Consider the following 24,551-nt stretch of genomic DNA (forward strand, 5'->3'; position numbering starts at 1 on the left):
ACCCGGGACGCGTCGGCTCGACCGGTGCGGCGCTCCCTCAGGCCTCCAGGTGGCGGGCCCGGACCAGGCGCCGGAGGAGCCCGCCCCGCGGACCGGCGAGCATCGAGATCAGGTAGAGCGCGCCGGCCGCCAGCACGATGGCGGGGCCGGTGGGCAGGTCGAGGTGGTAGGAGAGGCTGAGGCCGGCGAGGCTCGCCAGGATCGCCACCGCGATGGAGACCGGGATCAGCCCGCTCAGGTCCTCCGCCCAGAACCGGGCGGCCACGGCCGGCAGCAGCATCAGCCCGACGGCGAGCAGCGTGCCGAGCGCCTGGAAGCCGCCGACGAGGTTGAGCACCACGAGGCCCAGGAAGGCGAGGTGCACGGGCCCGCCCGCGCGGCTCACCGAGCGCAGGTAGAGCGGGTCGACGCACTCGATCACCAGGGGCCGGTAGAGGGCGGCGAGCCCGAACAGCGTCAGGGTCGCGATGGCGCCGAGCATCACCAGCGCCTCGTCGTCGAGGGCCAGCACGGTGCCGAACAGGATGTGCAGGAGATCGACCTGCGAGCCCCGCAGGGACACCAGGAGCACGCCGGCCGCCAGGGAGACGAGGTAGAAGGCCGCCAGGCTCGCATCCTCGCGGATCGCGGTGGTGCGGGTGACGAGCCCCGCGAGGAGCGCCACGGCGAGGCCCGCCGCGAGGCCGCCGAGGCTCATCGCCGGCAGGGAGAGGCCGGCCACCAGGAAGCCGACCGCGGCCCCCGGCAGGATCGCGTGGCTCATCGCGTCGGTCATCAGGCTCATGCGGCGCAGCATCAGGAAGACGCCGATCGGCGGGGCCGAGACCGAGAGCGCGAGGCAGCCCGCCAGCGCCCGGCGCATGAACCCGAACTCGACGAAGGGGGCGAGGGGATCGATCACGCCGCGCCCCTGTGGTGGTGCGCGTGGTCGTGATCGTGCGCGTGGCCGTGCCCTTGGTCGTGTCCTTGGCCGTGCCCTTGGCCGTGTCCTTGGCCGCTCCCAGGGGCCGCGTGGTCCCGCGCGCAGATCGCGGCGTCCTCGTCCCAGGCCTCCGAGAGAGCGGTGGCGCGGGCGAGGTTCGCGGCGGTGAGCACGGCCGCGGTCGGCCCCCAGGCCACGGGCTCGCGGGCGAGAAGCAGCGTCGTGGGGAAGTGGGCGCGCACCTGCGCGAGGTCGTGGAGGGCCGCCACCACCGTGCGGCCCTCGGCGTGCCAGCCGCGGATCAGCCCCAGCAGGTCGGCGGTGGTGCGGGCATCGATGCCCGTGAAGGGCTCGTCGAGGAGGATCAGGCGGGCATCCTGCAGGATCAGGCGGGCGAACAGGGCGCGGCGGAACTGGCCCCCCGAGAGGGTGCCGATGGGCCGCGCCTCGAAGCCCGAGAGGCCGACCGCGGCCAATGCCGCGCCCATCGCCGGCAGGCGGGAGCGCAGGCCGCGCCAGGGGCCGAGGCTGCGCCACAGGCCCATGCCGACGAGGTCGAGGACGCTCAGGGGGAAGCTGCGGTCGATCTCGTCGGCCTGCGGCAGGTAGGCGAGGGCGCGCTCGCCCCGCTCGATGCGGCCGTCGAGGGGAGGGACCTCGCCGACGAGGCCCTTCAGCAGCGTCGACTTGCCGGCCCCGTTCGGCCCGACGAGGGCGAGGAGGTCGCCCCGCGGCACCGCGCCGTCGAGGTGGTGCACCGCCGGGTGCCGGTCGTAGCCGAGGGTCAGGCCCCGGAAGGCGAGGGCCGCGCTCACGCCCGCAGCGCCCACAGGATGGCGAGCCAGACGAGGGCCGAGAGGCCACCCGCGAGGCCGCAGCGCAGGGCGATGCCGGCACGGAACAGGGAGGCCCGGAGGGGAGCTTGCGTTCGGATCACGTCGCCGTCGTCCCGGGAGGATCGGGCCCTCCGGTCCCGCGCGGCGCGGGGCCGGCGATTTGCCCGCACCCGGGCGGAGGGCTATAGGGGCTGATATACTGTAACAGCCGCCCGGCACAATCGGGCTGCCGAGCCGGGCCCCGCGCCCGGGCTTCTGGGAACGAAGATGGGCGAGCACGCGCACGGCGGGTCCGGCTGCGGCGGCGACGTGGTCGACCGGGCCGAGCGCCTGTGCCGCGAGCGCGACCTGCAGTTCACCCGCCTGCGCCGGGACGTGCTGGCGGCGGTGGCGGCCGCGGGCCGGCCGATGGGCGCCTACGACATCGCCGAGCGGCTCAGCGCGCCGGGGCGCCGGGTCGCCGCGGTCTCGGTCTACCGCGCCCTCGACTTCCTGACCGAGCACGGCCTCGTCCACCGCATCGCGAGCCGCAACGCCTTCGTGCCCTGCGCCCACGACCACGGCGCGGAGGCCGGCCTCGTCTTCATGATCTGCCGGCAATGCGGGAGCATCGACGAGACCACCTCGCCCGAGGTCGAGGACCAGCTCGGCCGCACCCTCGCCCGCGCCGGCTTCCGCCCGGTGAGCCGCATCCTCGAGGTCGAGGGGGAGTGCGGCGCCTGCCTGCAGAAGGCCGAGGGCTGATCAGAAGGCGTTCCGGTAGGCCTTCCGGGAGAAGACCGTCTGGAACAGGATCTGGATGTCGAACCAGATCGACCAGTTGTCGATGTAGTGCAGGTCGTGCGCGACCCGCCGCTCCATGTCGAGGTCGGTCAGGGTCTCGCCCCGCAGGCCGTTCACCTGCGCCCAGCCGGTGATGCCGGGCTTCACGTTGTGGCGCCGGGCGTAGAGGGCGATGCGCCGCTCGAAGCTGCGGTCGTGGGCGAGCGCGTGCGGGCGGGGGCCGACCAGGGACATCTCGCCCTTCACCACGTTGAGGAGTTGGGGCAACTCGTCGAGGTTCGTCCGGCGCAGCACCGCGCCGACCCGGGTGATGCGGCTGTCGTTGCGCGTCGCCTGCTTGAACACGACCTCCTTCTCGGCCTTCATGCTGCGGAACTTGAAGACCCCGAACGGCTGCTGGTTGAAGCCGTAGCGCTTCTGCCGGAAGAAGACGGGCCCCGGGCTGTCGAGCTTGATCAGCATGGCGACGGCGGCGAGGAGCGGCGCGAGCAGGACGAGCGCCGTCGTCGCGAGGACGAGGTCGAGGGCGCGCTTCAGGACGATCTCGCCGAGGTTCAGCGGCCGGCGGCCGATGTTGATGCCCGAGAGCCGCCCGACCCGGGCCACCTGCAGGTCGGGGAAGCGGTCCAGCACGGTTCCGGGGCGCAGGTGCAGGGCGGCGGGCACGCGCAGGAAGGCGTCGATGCAGCGCTCGACGTCGGCCGTGTCGGTCCAGGGCACCAGGATGAACACGTCGTCGGGCCGCAGGAAGCGCACGATCGAGACCGCGAGGTCGAGGTCCTCGGACATCTGGGTCTGGCGCGTCGCCGCGTCCGCCCGCGGGTCGAGCCGGCGCAGGTAGCTGGTGCCGATCACCCGCACGCCCAGCGCGTCGGCCTCGTTGCCGGCGTAGAAGCGCGCGATGTCCTCCTCGAAGCCGACGAGGTGGACGCGGCTCACCGAGGCGGAGGCCGGCGTGACGCCCCGGCGCACCAGCGCCACCATGACGGAGCGGGCGAGCATCAGCGCCGGCAGGCCCGCCGCGAACAGCGTGACGGTGACGACGCGGGAATAGTCGGTCGTGGTCTTCGTCGCGAAGGCGACGACGAGCACCGCCCCCCAGGCGAGCAGCCAGCGGGTGGCGATGCGCTGGAGCCGGGGCGCCGCGGAGAGCAGCGTCTCGATGCTGTACTCCTCGCGGACCGCGTTGATCAGCACGATCACGAGCCCGAGCAGCGCCGACAGGGGCAGGCCCCGGCTCTCCGCGAAGCTCGGCGCCGCGCCGTTGAGCGCGTAGAGGTAGCTCAGCTCGATCGCGAAGGCGGCGCCGCAGATCGCCAGGATGTCGGCGAGGGCCACCGCCACGGAGATGCCGAGCCGGAAGGCCGCCCGCCGCCGGCGGGGCAGCAGGGCATGCCAGACGGTGCGGCGGCGCTCCGCAGACGTCGGAAGGATCTGATAGGTCCCGGGCGTGTGATCATGAAACATCGGTCGGATCGTGTTCCGTCGTGAACCGGGCGGTGTCTCGGACTGAAACAGTCTCGTCGTCAGCCTTCGACGCCGAAGACTACTGAGCAAGCTTCAGACCTCGACCGCGCGTCCCGCCCTCGTCCTTCGCCGCGTGCCCCGCCCCAGGAACCGACACTGTGCGGGCGGAACGCGGAAGCGCCGCAACGGCTCCGCGAACTGCGTAGTTTGCATGCGGTATGGTTGAGAGTTTCGTCGGGACCGGCGCGCGCGCCGCGGTCACGCCCGCGCGCCGTGCGCGGGCCACCCGCGCTCCGGGGGCCGACGGCTGAGCGGACCGGCCGAGCCGTGCTCGGAGTGCCGGGATGGAACAGGGATGCGCCGGCGAGGACCGAATCGGGGAGGCCGCGGTCGCGGGCTCCGGGACGGCGGCGATGATTCTCGCCGGCCCGTGCGCCTCATGCCGGCCCACCGCCGGCGCCGATCGGCAGGGGTCCCGCCTCGGCGATGCCGGCAATCCCGGCCCCGCCGGCTCTTCAGATTCGCTTCGAGGATGGGCGGCCCCGGCACCGCGCCGAGGCCGCCCGATGGTTCCGTGCCGGCCGGCCGCCGGCCGGGCCGACCTCGGTCAGGCCGCGTCCGCCGACCCGCTCCCGGGGCTGGCGATGGCCTGGACCGTCTCGAAGCCCTCGAAGTTCGGGTGGCCGAGGTAGAGCGGCTTCGTGGTGGGCACGCGGCTGTGCGCCTTGCGGAACTGCTCCGAGCGGGTCCAGGCCTCGAAGTCGGCCCGCGAGCGCCAGATCGTGTGCGAGGCGTACAGCACGTGGTCCTCGGCCTCCGGGCCGCGCAGGAGCTGGAACTCGACGAAGCCTTCCATCTCGCCGAGATGGCTGTCGCGGCCGAGCCAGACCTGCTCGAAATCGGTCGTCGCGTCCTTAACGACTTTGAAGCGGTTCATCGCGATAAACATGCGGTTCTCCGTGTCGCGCCGTGCGGCGGATGCGTACCCTTATCGAGGCTTGATCGAGCGTGGAATTCACCGCTTCGACGCGCCTCGTCATGTCTCGAAGAGACGAACCAAGTCATTCCAGTGTTGCATCTGCGCAATCCTGCGCAGGTGATTCGAAGGAAACTTGGTGCGAGAGGCTTGCACCAGCGGGGCTGTTCGTGGTCAGGTTGTTGCGGGGGCAACTAATTTCGAGGCACCCCGCCAGGACGAAGACGCCGGTCAGGGCCGCCGGGATCCGTTCGGATCCACGGGCGAGATGCACCTTCCGTCATCTTCGAGCAAGCCCGGTGCCTCGTCTCCTGCTTCCCGGAACGGCGATCGGGTGCCGCGCGCGGACCGCGCCCTGAAAGGAACGGTGCTAAGACATGATGCCTAAACAGACCACCGATGTCGATCGTCTGGTCGGCCTGCGGATCACGGCGCTGCGCAAGGCGCGCGGCATGAGCCAGACGGCGCTGGGCACCGCGGTCGGCGTCACCTTCCAGCAGGTCCAGAAGTACGAGAAGGGGCAGAACCGCGTCGGCGCCGGCCGCCTGCGCGAGATCGCCCGCTTGCTCGAGGTTCCGGTCTCCGCCTTCTTTGAGGAAGGCGAGGGCAACGAGCCGCAGCAGGACGTGTTCGGCTTCCTGAGCGCCCACGGCGCGATCGAGCTGCTGCGGGCCTACGCGCTCATCCAGGACGACCAGATGCGCCGCGACGTGCTGTCGATCGTGCGCACCGCGGCCCGGATGGGCCAGTCCCCGGCGGACGCCGCGACCGCGGCCTGACCGCGCTCGGCCGTCAGGTCGTCTCCGGCTCAGGTCCTCGCAGCGCGACGCGCTCCGCTCCCGCCCCGGGAGCAGGGATCCGCGTCAGGCCTCGGTGCACGTCCGGGACGACCGGGCGGGTCCGCCTCAGCGATCCTCCTCCGCGATCAGGTGGAAGAACGAGCCGGTGACGCGTCCCCGGCGGTGGCCGGCGAGGCCGAGGGCGGTGCCCTCGGCGTCGGTCACCCGGGCGAGGGCGTCGTCGGGCCCAGGCGGCGCCGTCAGCTCGCTGGCGTAGTGGAACTCGTGGCCGACGAGGCGGCCCTCCGCCGGGCCGAGGGCGCAATCCGCCGCGAGCGTCGCGACCCGGTAGCCGAGATGGATGCGCCGCGCCTTGTAGGAGGTCGCCACCGGCAGAAGCCCCGCCATGGCGTGCGTGGCGCCGGCCGCGTCCTCCAGGCTCTCGCCCAGCACCATGTAGCCGCCGCACTCCCCGTGCACCGGGCGCGTCTGCGCGAAGGCGCGCAGGCCCGCCAGGAAGGTGCCGGCCTCCGCGATGCGCCCGGCATGCAGCTCGGGGTAGCCGCCCGGCAGCCAGCAGGCGTCGCACGCGGCCGGCGGGGCCTCGTCGGCGAGGGGCGAGAACGGCACGATCTCGGCGCCCGCCGCCCGCCAGCCCGCCGCCATGTGCGGGTATAGGAAGGTGAAGGCCGCATCCTGCGCCACCGCGATGCGCTGGCCCGGCGGCCGCGGCAGGGTGCCGGTGCCCGGGGGCGGCGCGGTGCCACCCGCGCAGGCCCGGATCGCGTCGAGGTCGAGGCCGGCCTCCGCGAGGTCGGCGAGGCGGTCGAGGCGCGCGTCGAGGTCGGCGGTCTCGCCGGCCTGGACGAGGCCGAGGTGGCGCTCGGGCAGGACGAGGCTCGCGTCGCGCATCAGCGCGCCGAGCACCGGGATGCCGACCTGCGCGAGGCCCGCCTCCACGAGCCGCCGGTGGCGGGCGCTCGCGACCTTGTTGAGGATCACGCCGGCGAGACGCAGGCGCGGGTCGTAGGCGCGGCAGCCGAGCGCCACCGCGGCGGCCGATTGCGCGGCGCCCGAGACGTCGAGGACGAGGACCACCGGCCAGCCGTAGCGGGCGGCGATGTCGGCGTTGGCGCCGGTGCGCCCCGCCCCGGCCCGGACGCCGTCGAACAGCCCCATCGAGCCCTCGGCGACCACGAGGTCGGCCTCCTGCGCGGCGAGGCCCGCCACGGTGTCGAGGAGGCCCGGCGGCATCGCGAAGCTGTCGAGGTTGAAGCTCGGGCACCCGGTCGCGGCCTGGTGGAAGGCCGGGTCGATGTAGTCCGGCCCGCACTTGGCGCCCCGCACCCGCAGGCCCCGCCGGGCGAGCGCCCGCATCAGGGCGAGCGTCACGGTGGTCTTGCCCGAGCTCGACCGCGGCGCGGCGACGAGGAGGCCGGGGGCCGGATGCGCTTCCACCGGTGCGCTCACGGGGATCCTCACGAATCTGCCGCGCCCGCGCCGGCGCCCGGCCGGAAGCGGCGGTCGTAGTCGGGGGCGTAGAGGGCGCTCTCGCGGTGGTCGCCGGGCTCCAGCGCCGGCCCGACCAGGATCAGGGCGGTGCGCTCCAGCCCCGCCGCGGCGACGCGCCCGGCGATGTCCGCGAGCGTGCCGGCGAGGACGCGCTCGTCGGGCCAGGTCGCGCGGAACACCACCGCCACCGGGCACGCGGCCCCGTAGAAGGGGGTCAATTCCGCGACGACGCGGTCGATCACGTGGATCGACAGGTGCAGCGCGAGGGTCGCGCCGGTCCCGGCGAAGCGCGCCAGGGTCTCCCGCTCCGGCATGGCGCTCGCCCGGCCCGAGGTGCGGGTGAGGACGACCGACTGGGCGAGGCCCGGCACGGTCAGCTCCCGCCCGAGCACGGCGGCGGCGGCCGCGAAGGACGGCACGCCCGGCGTCACCGTGTAGGGGATGGCGAGCAACGCGAGCCGCCGGGTCTGCTCGGCCAGCGCGCTCCAGATCGAGAGGTCGCCCGAGTGCAGCCGCGCCACGTCCAGCCCCGCCGCGTGGGCCTCGGCGCAGAGCGCCACGATGGCGTCGAGGTCGAGGGGCGCGGTGTCGACGATCCGGGCGCCCGGCGGGCACCAGCTCAGGATCTCGGGCGCCACGAGGGAGCCGGCATACAGGCAGACCGGGCAGGCGGCGATCCGGTCACGCCCCCGCACGGTGATGAGGTCGGCGGCGCCGGGGCCGGCGCCGATGAAGTGAACGGTCATGGGGAGGCGATCGTGGCGGGGTGGGGGCCGGACGGCGCCAGATAGGCCCCGGCGCCGGACGGCGCCAGATAAGCCAGCGCGCAGGTGGCGTTCGGGCTCGCGATGCGGGCCAGCGCGAGGGGGCCGCCGCTCGCTGCGAGCGCCGCGGCCTCGGCGAGCGAGCCGACGCCGCGGGCGGCCTCGATGCGCGGCGAGCGGGTCGGCACCCGGGCGTCGATGGCCGCCAGCGCGGCGGGGGGAACGGGGGTCGGCGCGAGGCCGAAGGCCGCCGCGGCGGCGCGCAAGGGGGCCTCGCCGGCCCGATCCTCGGCGGTGGCGAGCAGGGCGAGGCGGTCGGCCCCGGCGGCGACCTGCGCGAGGGCCGCGCGCACCAGCGCGACGATCTCCTCGGCCGGCGCGCCGCGCCGGAAGCCGACGCCGGCGGCGAGCCTGGCGCCCTCCGCGGGGACCGGGCCCGTCACGGCTTCACCCAGACCCATTGCGTCACCGGCATCGCGGCCCGCCAGCCGTGCATGGCCCCCGCCGGCCCGCCGACCCGGTCCGCCCGCGCCACGGAGAGGCGCCGCAGCGCGCCGCCGCGCTCCGCGAAGGCGGCGAGCAGCGTCGCCTCGCCCTCCAGCGTCACGGCGTTCGCCACGAGGCGCCCGCCCGCCGGAAGGGCGTCGGCCGCGGCCCCGATGAGCCCGGGCTCGGAGACGCCGCCGCCGATGAAGACAGCGTCCGGCGCGGGCAGGCCCGCGAGCGCCCGCGGGGCCCGGCCCTCCACCACCGCGAGGTCCGGCACGCCGAGGGCCTGCGCGTTGCGGCCGATGCGGGCCGCCCGCTCCGGCACCGCCTCCACCGCCACCGCCCGCATGGCGGGGTGGCGCAGCATCCACTCGATCGCCACCGAGCCCGCCCCGCCTCCGACGTCCCAGAGGCGCTGGCCGAGGCGCGGCGCGAGGGCCGCGAGGGTCACGGCGCGGATCTCCGCCTTGGTGAGCTGCCCGTCATGCTCGAAGGCGCCGTCGTCGAGCCCCGGCGCGAGGCCGACGATGCGGGCGTCGGGGCCGGCCTCGACGGCGATCGCCAGGGTGTTGAGGGAATCGATCGCGTCGAGCCCGAAATCCGCCGCCCGGGCCGTGCGCACCCGCTCGCGGGGGCCGCCCATCGCCTCCAGCACCGTCAGGCGGGAGCCGCCGAGGCCGCGCCCGGTCATCAGCGCGGCGACGGCCTCCGGCGTGCTCCCGTCCCACGACAGCACGAGGAGGCGGGCGCCGGGCTGCAGGTGGGGCACGATCCGGGCGAGGCTGCGGCCGTGCAGGGTCAGGCAGGCGCACTCGGCCAGCGGCCAGCCCAGCCGGGCGCAGGCCAGGCTGAAGGCCGAGGGCTGGGGAAAGGCGCGGATCTCCTCCGGGGCCACCAGCCGGGCGATCTCGGCCCCGATGCCGTAGTGGAACGGGTCGCCGGTCGCCAGCAGGCAGGTCGGCCGCCCGCGGCGCGCCAGGATCTCCGGATACGCCTCCCCGATCGGGCTCGGCCAGGGCCGCGCGACCCCCGGGAACGGCCCCGCCAGGGCGAGGTGGCGGCGCCCGCCATGGACCACCTCGGCGCCGTCGAGGGCGGCCCGGGCGGCCGGCGACAGGCCCGCGCGCCCGTCCTCGCCGATGCCGACGATGGCGAGCCAGGGCCTGAGCGGCGCGGCCTCGGACGCGATGCTGGACAGGGCGCCCTCGCTCATGGACAACGCCCTCCGTGATGGGGCGGCCGATGGCGGAGCGGGACCGGGAACGCGTGCTGATCCTCGGCGGCACCGGCGAGGCGAGCGCCCTGGTGCGCGGGCTCGCCGCGCAGGGCCGCCACGACGTCACCCTCTCGCTCGCGGGCCGCACCACCGCCCCGAAGGCGGAGCCGGTGCGCACCCGCATCGGCGGCTTCGGCGGGGCGGAGGGGCTCGCCGCCTATCTCGCGGAGCACCGCATCGACCGCCTGGTCGACGCGACCCATCCCTTCGCGGCACGGATCTCCGCCAACGCCGCCGCGGCGGCCGCGAAGGCCCGCGTCCCCCTCCTCGCGATCCGCCGGCCGGCCTGGCGCCGGGAGCCCGGCGACCTCTGGACCGAGGTCGACGACATGGCGCAGGCCGCAGCCGCCCTCGGCGCGCCCCCGCGCCGCGTCTTCCTGACGATCGGGCGGCAGGAGGTCGGCGCCTTCGCGGTGGCGCCCCAGCACGATTACCTCGTGCGCAGCATCGAGCCCGTGGGCGACGCCCTGCCGGTGCCCCGCCTCACCCACATCCTCGCCCGCGGCCCCTACGACGCGGCCTCCGAGGCGGCGTTCCTGCGGGCGCGCGCCGTCGCGGTGCTGGTCAGCAAGAACGCGGGCGGGGCGGCGACGGCGGGCAAGATCGCGGCCGCCCGGGCCCTGCGCCTGCCCGTCGTGATGGTGCGCCGGCCGGCCAAGCCCGACGTGCCGGCGGTGGCCGATGCCGAAGAGGCCCTGCGGCTGCTCGGCCTCCATCAGGCCGGGTCCGGCGCCGGCACGCTCCGCAGCGTGTAGACGAAGGGCCGCTCGCCCGGTCCGCGCGGGATCAGGCGCGTGCCGGAGGCGCCGATGATCACGACGGTGGCCATGTCGGCCGGCGCGTCCCGCGCCTCGGCGAGGCTCAGCACCCGGATCGCCTCGTCGGGCCGCGTCACCGCCCGGGCGAGCATCACCGGCGTCTCGGGCGGCCGGATCTCGGCCGCGAGGCCGAGGGCGGCGCCGAGCTGCCAGGGGCGGGCGGCGGAGATCGGGTTGTAGAGGGCGACGACGAGGTCGGCCCGCAGCACCGCCTCCAGCCGGGCGGTCACCACCGCCCAGGGCTTGAGGTTGTCGGAGAGCGAGAGCGCGCAGAAGTCGCCCCCGAGGGGCGCCCCGAGGCGGCTCGCCGCGGCGAGCATCGCGGTGATCCCGGGCTCCACCGTGATCGGGAGGTGGCGCCAATCGGGGTCGCCGTGCTCCACCGCCTCGAACACCGCCGCCGCCATGGCGAAGACGCCGGGGTCGCCGCCGGAGACCACCGCGACCCGGCGGCCGGCGGCCGCGAGCGCCAGGGCCTGGCGGGCCCGGTCCACCTCGACGCGGTTGTCGCTGGCATGCCGCACGAGGCCCGGCCGCTCCGGCACGCGGGCCACGTAGGGGTGGTAGCCGATCAGGTCCTCGGCCCGGGCCAGGGCCTCCGCGGCCGAGGCCGTGAGCAGGCCCGGATCCCCGGGGCCGAGGCCGATCACCGTGACGCGTCCGGTCACGGCCTGCGTCCCTCGCCGGGGACGAGGACGATGGCGAAGTAGGGGGCGGGGGCGTCGTCGGGGCGCTCGGCCAGCGGCAGGATGCGCTCGCCCGCCATGGTGCCGCGCTCGACGTAGACGGCCCGGGCGAGCAGCCCGGCCTCGGCCAGGGCGGCGCGGACCTTCGGCAGGTGGCGGCCGAGCTTCATGATAACCGCGGCGTCCGTCGCCCGCAGCCGGGCGAGCAGGGTCGCGGCCGGCAGGGTGGCGGGCAGAACGGTGAGCACGTCGTCGCCCCAGGTGATCGGCGTGCCCGCCCGCGACCAGCAGCCGGCCATGCCGGTGACGCCGGGCACCACCTCGACGGGGAAGCGGTCCTTGAGGCGCCGCCACAGGTGCATGAACGAGCCGTAGAAGAACGGATCGCCCTCCGACAGGATGGCGACGTCGCGGCCGGCGCCGAGGTGGTCGGCGAGGGTCGTGGCGGCCGCGTCGTAGAAGGCGGCCAGCGCCGCGACGTAGTCGGGGTGCTCGGGGGGCAGCTCGGTGGTGTAGGGGTAGGCCAGCGCGAGCTCGCGGGGTGCCTGGCGCGGCGTGTCGGGCCCGAGCACGGCATCGGCGATGGTGCGGGCGTTGCCGCGCCGACCCTGCTTGCAGAAGTGCACGAGGACGGGGGCGCGCTGCAGGATGCGGTGGGCGCGCAGGGTGAGGTAGTCCGGGTCGCCCGGTCCCATGCCGACGCCGTAGAGCGTGCCGGTCACCACCGCCCGCGGCGCCGCGGGCTCCGCCTCCGGGCTCCCGAGGCGAAGCCGCTCGCCCGAATCCATCACTCGACCTCGTTGGCGAGGGCGTTGACGGCCGCCGCCGTCATGGCGCTGCCGCCGCGGCGGCCGTGCACCACCACGAAGGGCACCCGGCCGTCCCGGGCGAGCGCTTCCTTCGACTCCGCGGCGCCGACGAAGCCCACCGGGATGCCGATGACCGCGGCCGGCGGCGCCACGCCCTCGTTCAGGAGTTCGAGCAGCCGGAACAGCGCGGTCGGCGCGTTGCCGACGGCGACGACGCTGCCCGGCAGGTGCTCGCGCCACAGCTCCATCGCGGCGGCCGAGCGGGTGTTGCCCATCTCGGCGGCGAGGCCCGGCACGCGCGGGTCGCCGAGGGTGCAGATCACCGGATTGTCCGCCGGCAGGCGCGCGCGAGTGACGCCGTCGGCCACCATGCGCACGTCGCAGAGGATCGGGGCGCCGCGCTTCAGCGCCGCCTCCCCGGCCGCCGCGAAATCCGCCGACATCTCGACGTCGGCGGGCAGGTCGGTCATGCCGCAGGCGTGGATCATCCGCACCACGACGCGCTCGGCGGCGCCCGAGAACCGGCCGAGGTCCGCCTCGGCCCGGATCATCGCGAAGGATCGGGCATAGATCGCGCCTCCGTCGCGCAGATAGTCGAGGCGGGCGCTCATGTCGGGTTCCTGAAGGCGTCGGCGAGGGATCGGTCGGAGGTCGGGGCGGCTGCCGCCCTCCTTACGCGCTCCAGCGCCGCCTCGAAAGTGAGGTACGTCGCCGGCTCCGCGCCGGGCGGGCCGCCCGGGACGATGCCGTAGCGGCCCTCGTGACCGACGAGGGTCAGGTCGGCCGCACCCGGTTGCGCGCAGCCCTTGGCGCAGCCCGAGACGTGGGCGCGCCGGCCCCGCGCGGCCAGCGGCCGGAACGCGTCCGCCAGGCGGGCGGCGTCCTCGAGGGTCGGCGTCGAGCCCGAGCGGCAGGCCGGAGCCCCGGGGCAGGCCGCGACCGCCCGGCGGGGATCGTCCGCCTCGGTGATGAAGCCCGCCGCGGCGAGGTCCGCCAGCGCCCGGTCCCCCGGCCGCGCCAGCAGGAAGCCGCGGGCCGGGGACACCCGGACCCCGTCCGCCCCCGCGGCCGCGGCCAGCGCCTCGAGCTGGTCGGCGGTGCAGCGCCCGAAGGGCGCCTCGACGCCGACGAGCGGGAGGTCCGGCGCGAGGGTGATGCGCCCGAGGGGCGGCAGGTGCGCTGGCAGGTCCGGGTGTTCGGCTGCGCGCAGGCCCCCGAGGATGCGGTCGCGTTCGGGGTCGCCCGCGAAGTCGCGCATCCGGCGGTGGCCGGAGCGGGCGAGGGCCCCGAGGAGGCTCGCGGCGAGCGCCGCGGCGTCGGCTTCCGCCACCGTGCCGGCCGGGCGAAGGCCCCCGGGCGTCGCGACGGCGATCGCCACCCGGCCGGGGCCCGCCGCCGCGAGCCGAAGGTCCGCCCCGGACTCGCCGAGCCCGAACCGGTCGCCCTCCACCGCGACGAGCGCCTTGGCGGGCAGGCCGGCAACGAGGCGGCCCGCCGCCTCGATCGCCTCGGCCAGCGCGGGCACGTCGATCGCCTCCGGGGCGAGCCCGGCGAGCGGGCTCGTGAGCGTCAGGCGCTGCGGCCCGCCATCCGCCCGCACATCCCCGAGGCCGGCCAGCGTCAGCGCGTCCGCGAGGGCGCAGCGGCTCGCCTCCGTGACGCCGCGGACCTGGAGGTTCGCCCGGGCCGTCACGTCGACGTGGCCGTTGCCGAAGCGGCGCGCGGCCTCGGCCACGTGACGCAGCTGCGCGGTGGTCAGCCGCCCGAGCGGCGGGTGGACGCGGGCGAGCAGTCCGTCGCCGGTCGGCATCGGCCGGGCGAGAGACGGGCACCAGCCCCGGCGGGAGGGGGCCTCGGGCAGGACGCGGCGCGGGGCGTTCATTCGGCCGCCTCGCGCATCAGGACGGCGGGGGAGGGGGCGTTGCGGCGGGTGCGCCAGAGGCCCCGCGCGCGGGCCTCCTCGAAGCGGTCGAGGATCGCCCGGGTCGCCGCCGGGTTCGCGGCGCGCAGGCGCTCGAAGGTCTCGATGTCGGCGATCCAGGCGGTCCAGAGCCGGTCGAACCCCGCGTCCCCGACGGCGTCGGTCGTCGCGGCCAGCACGAACACCGCGTCGATCCCCTGCGCCAGATCCTGCACGCCCCGGTAGCCGTGGCGGAGCTGGGCCGCCACCCAGCGCGGGTTGGCGAGCCGCCCGCCGATCAGCCGGGCCGCCTCCTCGCGGGCGGTGCGGACCTTCGGCTCGGTACGGGCCGTGTCCAGCCCGTAGAGGGCCGGGCTGCCGCCCCCGAGCTCCGCCGCGGCGGCGAACCCGCCCATCGCCTCGGTGGCGGCGTCGCCGTCGAAGAGGTCGCGCTCGGCCACGTCGAAGGCGTGCACGTAGGCGTCGGCCCGTGCCGCGAGGTCCGCGAAGGCGGCGTCCTGCCCTTCCGCGTCTCCGTAGGCGTGGCTCGTGGCGGCGAGGTAGGCGCGGCCGAGATCCGCGCGTTCCCCCCAGGCGCCGTCGAGCGCGGTCTCGGCCGCGGCCGCGCCGTAGCGGCCGGGCGCGGCGCCGTAGACGCGCGTCACCGCCTCGCCGCGGCGGCGCGCGGCCGCCAGGGGATTGTCCTCGTCCGTCTCCTCCCGCGCGGCGACCGCGCGGGCCGCCCGGTCGAGGAGCGACAGGGTCTCCGGGAAGGTGTCCCGGAAGGCGCCGGAGATCCGCACCGTCACGTCGATGCGGGGCCGCCCGAGGAGGGCGGGGGGCAGCACCTCGAAGCCGGTGACGCGGGTGGTGGCGTGGTCCCAGGTCGGGCGCACGCCCATCAGGGCGAGGGCCTGGGCCACGTCCTCGCCGCCGGTGCGCAGGGTCGGCGAGGCCCAGAGGTCCATCACCACCCGGGCCGGGTACTCGCCCTCGTCCTGCAGGTAGCGGGTCACCACGGCCTCGGCGGCGCGAGCCCCGAGCTCGGCCGCGGCCCGGGTCGGAAGGGCGCGCGGGTCGAGGGTCGTCAGGTTGCGCCCCGTGGGCAGCACGTCGCGGCGGCCGCGGTTCGGCGAGCCGGCGGGCCCCGGCGCCACGAAGCGCCCGTCGAGGGCGGCGAGGAGCCCGGCGCGCTCCGCGCGGGCGCTCGCGGCGATCTCAGGCGGGGCCCCCTCCGGCGCCCGTCCGAAGACGTGAAGCCCGTCGCGAAACGCGGTCTCGCCGAGGTCGCAGAGATGCGCGTCGAGGGCCGTGAGCGCGTCGGCCATCGGCGTGTCGGCATCGATCCCGGCGGCGGCGAGGAGCCCTTGGCCCTCCGCGTCCTCCAGGATGGCGCGGGCGATCAGGGCGGCGCGGCGCGGATCGAGGACGCTCGCGGCCGAGTATTCCTCCACGAGTTCCCGCAGCCGGGCGCCGGCCGCGTCGAGGCCGCCGGTCTCGACCCGCGGCGTCAGGTGGCCGAGCGCCACGCCCCCGAGCCGGCGCTTCAGCGGCGCGGCCTCGCCGGGATCGTCCACGATGAAGGGGTAGACCACCGGCAGCGCCCCGACCGCGCGGGCGGGCCAGCAATCCGGCGAAAGCGCCACCGCCTTGCCGGGCAGCCACTCGGTGGTGCCGTGCGTGCCGAGGTGGACCAGGGCGTCGAAGCCCTGGCGCAGGCCGAGGTAGAAGGCGAGGTAGGCGTGGGTCGGGGCCGCGTCCGGGTCGTGGTAGCCGGCCTTGCGGTCGTCCCCGCGCCCGCGGTCGGGCTGCAGGAACACCGCGCCCCGCCCCGCCCGCACCCGGGGGAAGCGGAAGGCGCCGTCCCGGCAGAGGGGGTCGGCCTCGGGCGGGCCCCAGTGGTCGTGGAGAGCGGCGCGAGCCGCCTCGGGCAGGTCGGCGAGCCAGGCGGCGTAGACGGCGAGCGGCACGGCGAAGGCCGCGCCGTCGCCCATCAGCGCCTCCATCAGCGCTTCGGGAGGAGGCTGCACCGCGTAGCCGGCGCCCGCGAGGTCTGCGAGGAGGGCCCGCGCGCTCGCCTCGGTGTCGAGGCCCACCGCGAAGCCGGCGCGGCCGCCGCGGGCGGGATAGTCCGACAGCACCACGGCGAGCCGGCGCTCGGCGCGGGGCAGGCGCGCGAGCCGCAGCCAGCCGGCGGCGCGGTCGGCGAGCGCCGCGATGCCCTCCGGATAGGGCGCGGCGCGGCGCTCGGCGAACCCCGCCACCTCCGGCGCCTCCTCCTTGAAGGCGATCGGGAAGCCGGCAAGCCGCCCGTCGAACTCCGGCAGGGCCACCTGCATGGCGAGGTCGGCGCCGCCGAGGCCGCGCGCCGAGGCCGCCCAGGCGGCGCGCGGGGCGCCGACCGTGTGGGCCTGGAGCACCGGGCAGTCGGCCCCGTCCAGCACGAAGCCGGCATCCTCCCGCGCCGAGAAGGCGGTGGTCGTGACCACGAGGTCGGGCCGCCGCGCCGCGATCGCTTCGCGCACGGCCTCCACGGCCTCCGGATCCTTCAGGCTCGACACGGCGAGAACGAGGCTCGCGATGCCGCGGCCCCCGAGCGCCGCGACGAGCGCCGCCACCGGCGCGGTGTCGCCGCCGAGGACGGCGGAGCGGTAGACGAGGAGCAGGGCGAGGGGCGCGCTTGCCCGCACCGTTCGGGCTGTCTCCCGCGCCGCCACCCCAACCCCCGTCATCCCGGGGCTCGCCCCAGGCGAGAGCCCGGGATCCAGACACGCCGAGGCGTCAGGATCGGGCCTTGTCGGCGGCTCTGGATCCCGGGCTCCACTGCGCGGCCCCGGGATGACGGGGGCGGTGGTGGAGATCGGGAAGTCCGCCCAGTCCGCCGCCGCGCGCGCCGTCGCCAGGTCGAGGGGGCCGCAGCCGGGGCACCACGGGAAGCCGCGGGGCAGGGGTTCGGGGGGCTCGACCGTCGCCGGATGGCCGATGGCGTGGGCGAGCCGGCCCAGCATCCGGCGCAGGTTCGCGGGGCCGCCGGCGCGGAAATAGGCGTCGATCTCGGTCGCGAGGGCGGGGTCGGTCGAGAAGGCGGCGAGGCGCGGGTCCGGCCGGTCGTCGCCGGGCAGCACCGCGAGGTGCACGCCGTTCGCCCGCGCGGCGGCCGCCGCCCGCTCGATGCCGTAGCGCCAGTAGTCGAGCCCGCCGAGGCAGCGCACCACGACGGCCCGCGCGCGGGCGATCACGCGGTCGACGTAGAGATCGACGGACATCGGGTGGCGCAGCCGGGCGAGCTTGGCGAGGCGCAGGCTCGGCAGGCCCGGCTCGGCCGCGTGCGCGGCCGCGACCCCGAACAGGTCGGAATCCGTGAAGGAGAGGATCACGAGGTCGCCGGGCTCCTGGCCCAGGTCGACGGCCGCCTCGCCCTCGTCGAGGGAGACCGTGTCGATGCGGATCAGGTGCATGGCGTCAGGCCGCCGGGTCGGCGGACTCGTCCGGCTGGACGAGCCGCGGCCGTGCCGGGAAGGTCACGCCGTCGTAGATCTCGGCGAGGGGCAGGGTGAGGCCGAGGGTATCGAGCGGCAGCACCGCGTCGAGGCCGGCGATGCGCGCGGCCTGCCAGCTCCGGTCGGGCGCGCGGGTCCACAGCCGCACTTCGGCGGCGTTCGGTTCCACCAGAAGGATCGCCGCGAGACTGTCGACGGCCCGGTACTCGGCGAACTTCTCGAAGGCGTCGAAATCGCGGGTGCTCGGCGACAGCACCTCCACGACGATGCGGGGCTCCGCGGCCTTGAGCGCATTCGGGTCGCGCGGGCCGCAATCCACGCCGACATCCGGGCGGCGGATCTGGCCGGGCAGCGTCTCAAGGCTTCCATTCCCCGTGAAGGGCCGGCAGCCGCTGCCGCGCAGGCGGACGTGCAGGGCCGCCACGAGATTGACCACGATGTCGTCGTGGACGTTTCGGGCGCCCGCCATCAGACGCACCGGCACGCCGCCCACGAGTTCGTAGCGGTCCGCCTGGCGCTCCTGCCAGGCGAAGAACGCGGCGACGCTCATCGGTTGCGGGCTGCGCTCCAGCATGTCCCGGGTTCCTCTCGGCCGGCAGTGTAGCCCGGCGCCCGCTACCCGGCGAGCGCCGCCGCGACGGCGTCGCGGTCGAAGCCCTTGAGGCCGATCACCACCAGGCGGCCGTCGCGCGTCTCGCCCGCGCGCCAGGGCCGGTCGAAATGATGCGCGATGCGGGCGCCGACGCCCTGCACGACGAGGCGCATCGGCTTGCCCTCGACCTCCGCGAACCCCTTGATGCGCAGGACGCCCGGCGTCTCGGCGGCCTTCGCGACGCGGGCCGCGAGGTCCCCCGGGGTACCCGCCGGGCGCACCGGCAGCGCCACGGTCTCGAAGTCGTCGTGGTCGTGGTCCTCCCCGTCGCCGTGGTGGGAGGGGCGGGCGTCGAGGTCGTCCTCGGCCGCCGCGCCGAGGCCCAGCATCACCCGCGGGTCGATCTCGCCGTGGGCGGTCTCGATCACCTTCACGGCGCGGGGCAGCTGACGCTCCACCTCCGCGCGCACCCGCTCGCGCTCGCCCGCCTCCAGGAGGTCGGCCTTGTTGAGCACCACGAGGTCGGCGCAGAGGAGCTGATCCTCGAACACCTCCTCGAGGGGGTTGTCGTGGTCCACGCTCCGGTCGCCGGCGCGCTGCGCGGCGAGCGCCGCCGGATCCTCCGCGAAGGCGCCGGAGGCCACCGCCGGGCCGTCCACCACCGCCACGACGCCGTCGACGGTGACGCGGGAGCGGATCTCGGGCCACTGGAAGGCCTGCACCAGGGGCTTGGGCAGGGCGAGGCCGGAGGTCTCGATCAGGATGTGCTCGGGGGGCTCGGCGCGGCCGAGGAGCTGGTTCAGCGCCGGCACGAAGTCGTCCGCGACGGTGCAGCAGATGCAGCCGTTCGGCAGTTCGACGATCGCGTCCTCGGTGCAGCCCTCGACGCCGCAGGCGGCCAGGAAGGAGCCGTCGAAGCCGACATCACCGAACTCGTTGACCAGGATGGCGAGGCGCCGGCCCTGCGCCCGCTCCATCACGTGGCGCACGAGGGTCGTCTTGCCGGCCCCGAGGAAGCCGGTGACGATGGTGCAGGGGATCTTCTGGACGATGCTCATCGGGGCCTCACGCCGCGCTCGGCGGGAACGGGGGGATGCGGGCGATCACGCCCTTGCGGAACGCCTCGGGCCGCGCCCGCCAGGGGACGAGGCCGTCCGCCGTCTCGCCGTAGAGCCGGAGGCCGTCGAGGATGGTGCGGGCGGAGGCCTCGGCGTCGAGGTCGCCGTAGACGTAGGTCCAGCGGTCGGCGCTCGCCACCGCGACCGTGCAGGGCCGCTTGCAGACGGAGAGGCACGCGACGGGCTCAATCCGCACCCCGTCCACCGGCGCCGCGGCCTGGGCGGCTTCGAGCGCCGCGAGGAGGCGCGCCCCCGCGCGGGGGCCCTCGTCGTCCCCCTCCGCCCGGCAGGTGGTGCAGACGTAGAGGACCATCGGTGGGGACGGCGCCTCAGCCACGGGATGCGGCCCCGCGGCCGAAGACCTGCCAGGTCCAGCCGAAGGCGAGCCCGATCGCCGCCCAGAACACGAAGCTCACGGCGAGCGAGCGCGCCGCGAACTGCGCGGCGAGGCCGGCCGGCAGGGCGGTGGGCGTCGCGGCCACCTCCGGCGCGCCCGCGACGTGGGGCGCCGCGATCAGGACGAGGCCGCCCGCGATGGCGACGGCGGAGCGCCGGATCGCGATGAGGTAGAGCCCCATGGCGGTGGCGGCGGCGGTCATCACCCACCAGGCCTGCCGCACGGCGAGCGGCGCCGCCTCGCTGCCGGGCAGTTCCGGCGGCAGGCCCAGCGCCGGGGCGAGCGCGACCGCGAGGAAGCCCGCCACCGCGAAGCCCAGCGCCCGCTCAGGGGTCGGCTCCCGCCTGCAGGCGAGCATCACGGCGCCGAGGAGCAGCGCGTAGCCGACGCCGCCGACGAGGGTCGCGAGGCCGGTGAAGATCATGCGGGGCAGGCCCGGGCCGGGCTGCCACGCGGGCGGGGCGCCGTGCCCGTCGCCGTGGGCCTCCGCGTGGACGGGCACGACCAGGCGGGCGGGCGCCGCGAGGGCCGCGTGGGCCTCGGCGGGCGCCTCGTAGCGCTCGGCCGCGATGATTAGCGGCGAGGTGAGGCCGATCTGGAGGCCCGTCGCGACGACGGCCGCGAGGAAGCCGGCGGCGAGCGCCGCCGACAGGAGCCGGATGAGCATGACGGTCTTTTGGGCTGACGTGCGGGCTGACGGTGCGGCGTCAGTGGCAGGGGAAGTTCTGCGTGTGCCGGAAGTCGTGGGCCGCGTTGTGGAGCGCGGCGGCCGGGGCGAAGCCCGCCATGAACACGAGGCCGAGGCCCAGGAAGGCGGCGACCGCGATCGCGGCGAAGCCCTCGTTGGCGCGGGAGCCGGACTGGACGAGGGTCTGGGTGCTGGTCGACATGGGCACTGCGGTCTCCGGCCGCCCCACCGGCGGCGTTCGAGGGTCACGTTCGGGGGACGGCAGGTCTCCTGGCTCGCGGTTCGTCGCGCCTGCCGCCTTCCCGGGTTGGCCGGTGGCTGATGGCAGGAACTCGCCGCTTACAGTTGCGGGGGCAGCCGCGGAATCGGAGTCGCCTCCTCACCGCATTCCCTTTTCACCCCGTCGCCGGGGCACCGTCGGTCGCGTGTTCTAACGCACGGCCGGGCCCGGCACAACGCGCCCCGGCCAATTGAATTCCGAATCCGGACGAGAATCCCGCGCCGGGCCCGCAAAACCCGCCCGCGCGCTTTGACCTCGGCGCGGCTTCGGGCGAAGGAGGCGCCATGCGGCAGGCTCCTCCCCGGTTGACCCTGGTGCTCGGCGGCGCGCGCTCGGGCAAGAGCGCGTACGCGGAGGCCCTGATCGAGCGCGCGCCCGCGCCCTGGCTCTACCTCGCCACCGCCGAGATCTGGGACGACGAGATGGCCGAGCGCGTCCGCCTCCACCGGGAGCGGCGCCGCGCCGGCTGGGAGACCCGGGACGTGCCGCGCGACCTCGCGGGGGCGCTCGCCGCCGCCCCGGGCCCCGTGCTGGTCGATTGCCTCACCCTCTGGCTCACCAACGTGATGCTCGCCGAGGGCGACGTTCCGGCCGAGACCGAGGCGCTCTGTGCGGCCTGCCGGGTCGCGCGGGGGCCGGTCGTGCTCGTCTCGAACGAGGTCGGCCTCGGCATCGTGCCCGAGAACGCGCTGGCGCGCCGCTTCCGCGACGCGGCCGGGCGCCTGCACCAGCGCCTCGCCGCGGAAGCCGACCGGGTCGTCCTCACCGTGGCCGGCCTGCCGCTGACCGTGAAACCCTCGCCCGAGGAGAGCCCATGACCGACGACCTCGCCCGCCATCGGGAGAAGATGGAGAAGCGCAAGGCGGTGCAGGACGCGGAGGTCGCCTCGAAGACCATCGAGAAGGGCCTCCTCATCGTCAACACCGGCCCGGGCAAGGGCAAGACCACGGCGGCCCTCGGCCTCGCGGTGCGGGCGCTCGGCCGCGGCTGGCGGGTCGGCATCGTGCAGTTCATCAAGGGCGCCTGGGACACCGGCGAGAAGCACGCCCTGAAGGCCTTCGGCGACCAGGTCTCCTGGCACACCCTGGGAGAGGGCTTCACCTGGGAGACGCAGGACAAGGCCCGCGACATCGCCGCCGCCGTCAACGCCTGGGAGACCGCGGTGGCGCTGATGGCCGACCCGACGATCCGCCTCCTCGTCCTCGACGAGATGAACATCGCGCTACGCTACGACTACCTCGATCTCGACGCGGTGGTGGCGACCCTGCGGGCCCGCCGGCCGGACCTGCACGTCGTCGTGACGGGCCGCAACGCCAAGCCGGCCCTGATCGAGGCCGCCGACCTCGTCACCGAGATGGGGAGCGTGAAGCACCACTTCGCGGCGGGCGTGAAGGCGCAGGAGGGGATCGAGTTTTGAGCGGTCCGGTGCCGGGCGGAAGCCGCACGACCCACGCCCTGATGATCCAGGGCACCGGCTCGGATGTCGGCAAGTCGCTGATCGTCGCGGGGCTCGCCCGGGCCTTCGCGCGGCGCGGCCTGCGGGTGCGGCCGTTCAAGCCGCAGAACATGTCGAACAACGCCGCCGTCACGGCGGATGGCGGGGAGATCGGGCGGGCGCAGGCGCTGCAGGCGCGGGCGGCCGGGGTGGCGCCGTCCGTCCACATGAACCCGGTCCTGCTCAAGCCCCAGAGCGAGGTGGGCAGCCAGGTCGTCGTCCAGGGCCGCATGGTCGCAACCGTGAAGGCCCGCGACTACCAGGCCTGGAAGCCGCGCCTCCTCGACGCCGTGCTCGACAGCTTCTCGCGGCTGCGCGCCGAGGCCGACCTCGTGCTGGTGGAGGGGGCGGGCTCGGCCTCCGAGGTGAACCTGCGCCGGGGCGACATCGCCAACATGGGCTTCGCCCGCGCGACCGGAACGCCCGTGGTGCTCGTCGGCGACATCGACCGCGGCGGCGTCATCGCGAGCCTCGTCGGCACCAAGGCCGTGATCGACCCGGAAGACGCCGCAATGATCCGTGGCTTCATCGTCAACCGCTTCCGCGGCGACCCGAGCCTGTTCGCCGACGGCATGGCGCTGATCGCGGCCCGGACCGGCTGGGCGAGCCTCGGCCTCGTGCCGCACTTTCCCGGGGCGGCCCGCCTGCCGGCCGAGGACGTCCTCGGGCTCGCGGGCTCGGAGCCGGGTGGGGCCGCGGCGAAGACGATCGCCGTGCCGGTGCTGCCGCGGATCGCCAACTTCGACGACCTCGACCCCCTGCGGGCCGAGCCCGGCCTCGCCGTGGTGCTGGTGCGCCCCGGAACGCCGCTTCCGGGCGATGCCGCCCTGGTGCTGCTGCCGGGCTCGAAGACCACCCTCGACGACCTCGATGCCTTCCGGGCGGAGGGCTGGGACATCGACCTCGCCGCCCACCTGCGCCGGGGCGGGCGGGTGCTCGGCCTCTGCGGCGGCTACCAGATGCTCGGGCGGACCCTGAGCGACCCGCACGGCATCGAGGGAACGCCCCGCACCGTGCCGGGCCTCGGCCTCCTCGACGTCGAGACCGTCATGACGCCGGAGAAGCGCCTGGAGGCGGTGACCGGAACCAGCCTGGCGGACGGCGTGCCCTTCTCGGGCTACGAGATGCACATCGGCGAGACGACCGGCCCCGATGCCGCCCGCCCCCTGATCCGCCTCGCGGATGGGCGCACGGACGGGGCCGTCTCGGCGGACGGGCGCGTCGCCGGCACCTACGCGCACGGCCTGTTCGCCGACGACCGCCAGCGCGCCGCCTGGCTCGCCCGCCTCGGCGCCGCGGGCAGCGACCTCGCCTACGAGGCCGGGGTCGAGGCGGCGCTCGACGGCCTCGCCCGCCACATCGAGGCGCACGTCGATTGCGACCACCTGCTCGCGCTCGCCCGGGGGTAGCGATCCTGGGCGGGCGTCGACTCAGCCTTATGGAGCAAATGCACCAAATGCCATCGTCGGTGATGGTTAACATCAACGTATGAGTCGCGAAAATGAAGCCGCGTCGGCTATCATTGCTGGTCTGTCAGACGGGCGCCACCCCAGATGCGCCGCGGAGCCTGCTACGGACCGCACAGGCGCGATTGAGATCAGGGTGCGATATATCGCCGCTGCAAAATATTTTTCGAATCTGTGGATAAGTCCTCTTGACACACAATATGTCGTATCAAGGCGCAGTCGCTATACTACATGTTGGAATTAACTTGTTTTGAACTTCGACTCCCGACCCGCTATTGCTAATTGTGACGATGGGCGGCGGGTGATTCAGACACCATCTCGCTCATCATGGAAGGGGTTGACATCAGGAAAGCGGCCTTTCGGACGCGCAGCTACGAAAAAATCTGTGGATATTAGTTCGTCGCTAACCGCTCAACGGTCAAGCTTAGGGAGGGTCGGATGGATAACATGACGCTAGACGACTACCGTAAGCTCGTCGAGCAGGTGATGCGTGAAACTATGTCCTCTGGTAATGAGGCGGTTCCACGAGTGTTCACGAATGTAGGTACTGAGCACGCCAAAGTGGTGATCTCCACAATGTTGGACTATGCCCAGCAAGGCTTGTATGCGTACTCCGATAAGCTCAGCGCAGAAGTTTGGCTACCAGAAAAGATAATTGGTTTTCTGAACAGGGCGCCATCAGCGGATATTTGTGTCATTGTAGACAAGGTCGATGCTCTGAACGATGCAGAGTCAGCGCTGTTCTACCTGCAAGAGCAGGTTGCGAGCGGTCGGATAAAGGTTCGATTCACCGGATATTCTAAAATGCCATCCCATATCTGTGTTACGGACGAGCGGCATATCCGGATCGAAAGTGATGCGAGCTCGCGAAAAGCCACTGTGGTGTTTGGTGACCCAGAGCTAGGTAGCTCCGGTGCCCGGATGTTCGATGCCTGCTGGGAAAGATGTTCCACCTCTCCCGTTGCAATTAAAGCTTGAACTCGAGATTTTCGCCTTAT

At 74.7% G+C, this 24,551-nt stretch carries 26 protein-coding genes and 1 riboswitch; of the genes, 7 read left to right on the forward strand and 19 right to left on the reverse strand.

Annotation, left to right across the window (positions count from 1 at the left end; genetic code table 11):
* Positions 1-37: 37 nt before the first annotated feature.
* The 3 genes from ACLBXP_RS03390 to ACLBXP_RS03400 are packed head-to-tail and all read right to left on the reverse strand — an operon-like array spanning position 38 to position 1,859.
* Positions 38-901, reverse strand: coding sequence for a metal ABC transporter permease (locus tag ACLBXP_RS03390; protein WP_447666138.1), 864 nt, complete (start codon positions 899-901; stop codon positions 38-40).
* On the reverse strand, positions 898-1,737 hold the full coding sequence (locus ACLBXP_RS03395) for a metal ABC transporter ATP-binding protein (RefSeq protein WP_447666139.1): 840 nt from the start codon (positions 1,735-1,737) through the stop codon (positions 898-900). Before ACLBXP_RS03395 ends, ACLBXP_RS03390 begins: the two co-directional genes overlap by 4 nt.
* Complete coding sequence (locus ACLBXP_RS03400) at positions 1,734-1,859, reverse strand: hypothetical protein (protein ID WP_447666140.1); 126 nt, start codon at positions 1,857-1,859, stop codon at positions 1,734-1,736. The genes ACLBXP_RS03395 and ACLBXP_RS03400 overlap by 4 nt, the downstream gene beginning before the upstream one ends.
* Positions 1,860-2,025: 166 nt before the next feature.
* Here ACLBXP_RS03400 and ACLBXP_RS03405 point away from each other — a divergent pair, with 166 nt between their 5' ends.
* The gene (locus ACLBXP_RS03405) at positions 2,026-2,502 is read left to right on the forward strand and encodes a Fur family transcriptional regulator (RefSeq protein ID WP_447666141.1); all 477 of its coding nucleotides are present in this window, start codon (positions 2,026-2,028) and stop codon (positions 2,500-2,502) included.
* Here the strand turns inward: ACLBXP_RS03405 and ACLBXP_RS03410 are convergent, their stop codons facing one another.
* Both ACLBXP_RS03410 and ACLBXP_RS03415 read right to left on the reverse strand, forming a co-directional pair.
* Complete coding sequence (locus ACLBXP_RS03410; protein ID WP_447666142.1) at positions 2,503-4,008, reverse strand: undecaprenyl-phosphate glucose phosphotransferase; 1,506 nt, start codon at positions 4,006-4,008, stop codon at positions 2,503-2,505.
* A gap of 607 nt (positions 4,009-4,615) precedes the next feature.
* Positions 4,616-4,957, reverse strand: a complete 342-nt coding sequence (locus ACLBXP_RS03415) for an antibiotic biosynthesis monooxygenase family protein (RefSeq protein WP_447666143.1) — start codon at positions 4,955-4,957, stop codon at positions 4,616-4,618.
* A gap of 404 nt (positions 4,958-5,361) precedes the next feature.
* On the opposite strand from ACLBXP_RS03415, the gene ACLBXP_RS03420 reads away from it, so the two are divergent.
* Entirely contained in the window at positions 5,362-5,763 is a 402-nt protein-coding gene (locus ACLBXP_RS03420) for a helix-turn-helix domain-containing protein (protein ID WP_447666144.1), read from the forward strand.
* A gap of 126 nt (positions 5,764-5,889) precedes the next feature.
* Here the strand turns inward: ACLBXP_RS03420 and ACLBXP_RS03425 are convergent, their stop codons facing one another.
* Genes ACLBXP_RS03425 through cbiE form a run of 4 tightly spaced genes read right to left on the reverse strand, consistent with a single transcriptional unit; the run spans position 5,890 to position 9,741 of the window.
* Positions 5,890-7,233, reverse strand: coding sequence for a cobyrinate a,c-diamide synthase (locus ACLBXP_RS03425; protein ID WP_447666145.1), 1,344 nt, complete (start codon positions 7,231-7,233; stop codon positions 5,890-5,892).
* 8 nt (positions 7,234-7,241) lie between these two features.
* Positions 7,242-8,021: a precorrin-4 C(11)-methyltransferase gene (gene cobM, locus ACLBXP_RS03430; protein ID WP_447666146.1), complete on the reverse strand. Its 780-nt coding sequence runs from the start codon at positions 8,019-8,021 to the stop codon at positions 7,242-7,244.
* On the reverse strand, positions 8,018-8,500 hold the full coding sequence (locus ACLBXP_RS03435) for a cobalamin biosynthesis protein (protein WP_447666147.1): 483 nt from the start codon (positions 8,498-8,500) through the stop codon (positions 8,018-8,020). The genes cobM and ACLBXP_RS03435 overlap by 4 nt, the downstream gene beginning before the upstream one ends.
* Positions 8,479-9,741 (reverse strand): precorrin-6y C5,15-methyltransferase (decarboxylating) subunit CbiE, encoded by a 1,263-nt coding sequence (cbiE, locus tag ACLBXP_RS03440; RefSeq protein ID WP_447666148.1) that lies wholly within the window; start codon positions 9,739-9,741, stop codon positions 8,479-8,481. The genes ACLBXP_RS03435 and cbiE overlap by 22 nt, the downstream gene beginning before the upstream one ends.
* A gap of 29 nt (positions 9,742-9,770) precedes the next feature.
* On the opposite strand from cbiE, the gene ACLBXP_RS03445 reads away from it, so the two are divergent.
* Entirely contained in the window at positions 9,771-10,559 is a 789-nt protein-coding gene (locus ACLBXP_RS03445) for a cobalt-precorrin-6A reductase (RefSeq protein ID WP_447666149.1), read from the forward strand.
* Here the strand turns inward: ACLBXP_RS03445 and cobJ are convergent.
* The 10 genes from cobJ to ACLBXP_RS03495 are packed head-to-tail and all read right to left on the reverse strand — an operon-like array spanning position 10,520 to position 20,514.
* Positions 10,520-11,290: a precorrin-3B C(17)-methyltransferase gene (gene cobJ, locus ACLBXP_RS03450; protein WP_447666150.1), complete on the reverse strand. Its 771-nt coding sequence runs from the start codon at positions 11,288-11,290 to the stop codon at positions 10,520-10,522. The two genes, ACLBXP_RS03445 and cobJ, sit on opposite strands and share 40 nt — an antisense overlap.
* Positions 11,287-12,096, reverse strand: coding sequence for a precorrin-2 C(20)-methyltransferase (locus tag ACLBXP_RS03455; protein ID WP_447666151.1), 810 nt, complete (start codon positions 12,094-12,096; stop codon positions 11,287-11,289). Before ACLBXP_RS03455 ends, cobJ begins: the two co-directional genes overlap by 4 nt.
* Positions 12,096-12,728, reverse strand: coding sequence for a precorrin-8X methylmutase (locus tag ACLBXP_RS03460; protein WP_447666152.1), 633 nt, complete (start codon positions 12,726-12,728; stop codon positions 12,096-12,098). The genes ACLBXP_RS03455 and ACLBXP_RS03460 overlap by 1 nt, the downstream gene beginning before the upstream one ends.
* The gene (cobG, locus tag ACLBXP_RS03465) at positions 12,725-13,999 is read right to left on the reverse strand and encodes a precorrin-3B synthase (RefSeq protein ID WP_447666153.1); all 1,275 of its coding nucleotides are present in this window, start codon (positions 13,997-13,999) and stop codon (positions 12,725-12,727) included. Before cobG ends, ACLBXP_RS03460 begins: the two co-directional genes overlap by 4 nt.
* Positions 13,996-17,475, reverse strand: coding sequence for a cobaltochelatase subunit CobN (gene cobN / locus ACLBXP_RS03470; protein ID WP_447666154.1), 3,480 nt, complete (start codon positions 17,473-17,475; stop codon positions 13,996-13,998). Before cobN ends, cobG begins: the two co-directional genes overlap by 4 nt.
* A 4-nt stretch (positions 17,476-17,479) precedes the next feature.
* Positions 17,480-18,091, reverse strand: coding sequence for a Uma2 family endonuclease (locus tag ACLBXP_RS03475; protein ID WP_447666155.1), 612 nt, complete (start codon positions 18,089-18,091; stop codon positions 17,480-17,482).
* Between the two features lie 41 nt (positions 18,092-18,132).
* Positions 18,133-19,167: a cobalamin biosynthesis protein CobW gene (gene cobW, locus ACLBXP_RS03480; RefSeq protein ID WP_447666156.1), complete on the reverse strand. Its 1,035-nt coding sequence runs from the start codon at positions 19,165-19,167 to the stop codon at positions 18,133-18,135.
* Between the two features lie 7 nt (positions 19,168-19,174).
* On the reverse strand, positions 19,175-19,540 hold the full coding sequence (locus ACLBXP_RS03485) for a DUF1636 family protein (RefSeq protein WP_447666217.1): 366 nt from the start codon (positions 19,538-19,540) through the stop codon (positions 19,175-19,177).
* 16 nt (positions 19,541-19,556) lie between these two features.
* Positions 19,557-20,291 carry a CbtA family protein gene (locus tag ACLBXP_RS03490; protein WP_447666157.1) on the reverse strand — a complete coding sequence of 245 codons (735 nt, stop codon included), beginning with the start codon at positions 20,289-20,291 and terminating at the stop codon, positions 19,557-19,559.
* A gap of 40 nt (positions 20,292-20,331) precedes the next feature.
* A complete protein-coding gene (locus ACLBXP_RS03495; protein WP_447666158.1) occupies positions 20,332-20,514 on the reverse strand; it encodes a CbtB domain-containing protein in 183 nt (60 codons plus the stop codon).
* A gap of 41 nt (positions 20,515-20,555) precedes the next feature.
* Positions 20,556-20,746, reverse strand: a riboswitch (cobalamin riboswitch).
* 130 nt (positions 20,747-20,876) lie between these two features.
* Between ACLBXP_RS03495 and cobU the strand changes: the two genes are divergently transcribed.
* The 4 genes from cobU (at position 20,877) to ACLBXP_RS03515 (ending at position 24,531) form a co-directional block, all read left to right on the forward strand.
* Positions 20,877-21,410, forward strand: coding sequence for a bifunctional adenosylcobinamide kinase/adenosylcobinamide-phosphate guanylyltransferase (cobU, locus tag ACLBXP_RS03500; protein ID WP_447666159.1), 534 nt, complete (start codon positions 20,877-20,879; stop codon positions 21,408-21,410).
* On the forward strand, positions 21,407-22,009 hold the full coding sequence (cobO, locus tag ACLBXP_RS03505; RefSeq protein WP_447666160.1) for a cob(I)yrinic acid a,c-diamide adenosyltransferase: 603 nt from the start codon (positions 21,407-21,409) through the stop codon (positions 22,007-22,009). The genes cobU and cobO overlap by 4 nt, the downstream gene beginning before the upstream one ends.
* A gap of 41 nt (positions 22,010-22,050) precedes the next feature.
* Positions 22,051-23,496: a cobyric acid synthase gene (locus ACLBXP_RS03510; protein ID WP_447666218.1), complete on the forward strand. Its 1,446-nt coding sequence runs from the start codon at positions 22,051-22,053 to the stop codon at positions 23,494-23,496.
* Between the two features lie 495 nt (positions 23,497-23,991).
* On the forward strand, positions 23,992-24,531 hold the full coding sequence (locus ACLBXP_RS03515) for a hypothetical protein (RefSeq protein ID WP_447666161.1): 540 nt from the start codon (positions 23,992-23,994) through the stop codon (positions 24,529-24,531).
* The last annotated feature ends 20 nt before the right edge of the window (positions 24,532-24,551 follow it).

It is taken from the genome of Methylobacterium sp. A54F, from assembly GCF_053346035.1.

Excerpts from the sequence above, each read along its gene's own strand:
- cobN (WP_447666154.1), bottom strand. The coding sequence starts at position 17,475 with ATGCACCTGATCCGCATCGACACGGTCTCCCTCGACGAGGGCGAGGCG.
- ACLBXP_RS03405 (WP_447666141.1), top strand. The coding sequence starts at position 2,026 with ATGGGCGAGCACGCGCACGGCGGGTCCGGCTGCGGCGGCGACGTGGTC.
- ACLBXP_RS03435 (WP_447666147.1), bottom strand. The coding sequence starts at position 8,500 with ATGGGTCTGGGTGAAGCCGTGACGGGCCCGGTCCCCGCGGAGGGCGCC.
- cobW (WP_447666156.1), bottom strand. The coding sequence starts at position 19,167 with ATGAGCATCGTCCAGAAGATCCCCTGCACCATCGTCACCGGCTTCCTC.
- ACLBXP_RS03420 (WP_447666144.1), top strand. The coding sequence starts at position 5,362 with ATGATGCCTAAACAGACCACCGATGTCGATCGTCTGGTCGGCCTGCGG.
- cobM (WP_447666146.1), bottom strand. The coding sequence starts at position 8,021 with ATGACCGTTCACTTCATCGGCGCCGGCCCCGGCGCCGCCGACCTCATC.
- ACLBXP_RS03415 (WP_447666143.1), bottom strand. The coding sequence starts at position 4,957 with ATGTTTATCGCGATGAACCGCTTCAAAGTCGTTAAGGACGCGACGACC.
- ACLBXP_RS03485 (WP_447666217.1), bottom strand. The coding sequence starts at position 19,540 with ATGGTCCTCTACGTCTGCACCACCTGCCGGGCGGAGGGGGACGACGAG.
- ACLBXP_RS03455 (WP_447666151.1), bottom strand. The coding sequence starts at position 12,096 with ATGGATTCGGGCGAGCGGCTTCGCCTCGGGAGCCCGGAGGCGGAGCCC.
- ACLBXP_RS03490 (WP_447666157.1), bottom strand. The coding sequence starts at position 20,291 with ATGCTCATCCGGCTCCTGTCGGCGGCGCTCGCCGCCGGCTTCCTCGCG.
- ACLBXP_RS03475 (WP_447666155.1), bottom strand. The coding sequence starts at position 18,091 with ATGCTGGAGCGCAGCCCGCAACCGATGAGCGTCGCCGCGTTCTTCGCC.
- ACLBXP_RS03510 (WP_447666218.1), top strand. The coding sequence starts at position 22,051 with ATGATCCAGGGCACCGGCTCGGATGTCGGCAAGTCGCTGATCGTCGCG.
- ACLBXP_RS03445 (WP_447666149.1), top strand. The coding sequence starts at position 9,771 with ATGGCGGAGCGGGACCGGGAACGCGTGCTGATCCTCGGCGGCACCGGC.
- cobU (WP_447666159.1), top strand. The coding sequence starts at position 20,877 with ATGCGGCAGGCTCCTCCCCGGTTGACCCTGGTGCTCGGCGGCGCGCGC.
- cbiE (WP_447666148.1), bottom strand. The coding sequence starts at position 9,741 with ATGAGCGAGGGCGCCCTGTCCAGCATCGCGTCCGAGGCCGCGCCGCTC.
- cobO (WP_447666160.1), top strand. The coding sequence starts at position 21,407 with ATGACCGACGACCTCGCCCGCCATCGGGAGAAGATGGAGAAGCGCAAG.
- ACLBXP_RS03460 (WP_447666152.1), bottom strand. The coding sequence starts at position 12,728 with ATGAGCGCCCGCCTCGACTATCTGCGCGACGGAGGCGCGATCTATGCC.
- cobG (WP_447666153.1), bottom strand. The coding sequence starts at position 13,999 with ATGAACGCCCCGCGCCGCGTCCTGCCCGAGGCCCCCTCCCGCCGGGGC.
- ACLBXP_RS03495 (WP_447666158.1), bottom strand. The coding sequence starts at position 20,514 with ATGTCGACCAGCACCCAGACCCTCGTCCAGTCCGGCTCCCGCGCCAAC.
- ACLBXP_RS03515 (WP_447666161.1), top strand. The coding sequence starts at position 23,992 with ATGGATAACATGACGCTAGACGACTACCGTAAGCTCGTCGAGCAGGTG.
- ACLBXP_RS03410 (WP_447666142.1), bottom strand. The coding sequence starts at position 4,008 with ATGTTTCATGATCACACGCCCGGGACCTATCAGATCCTTCCGACGTCT.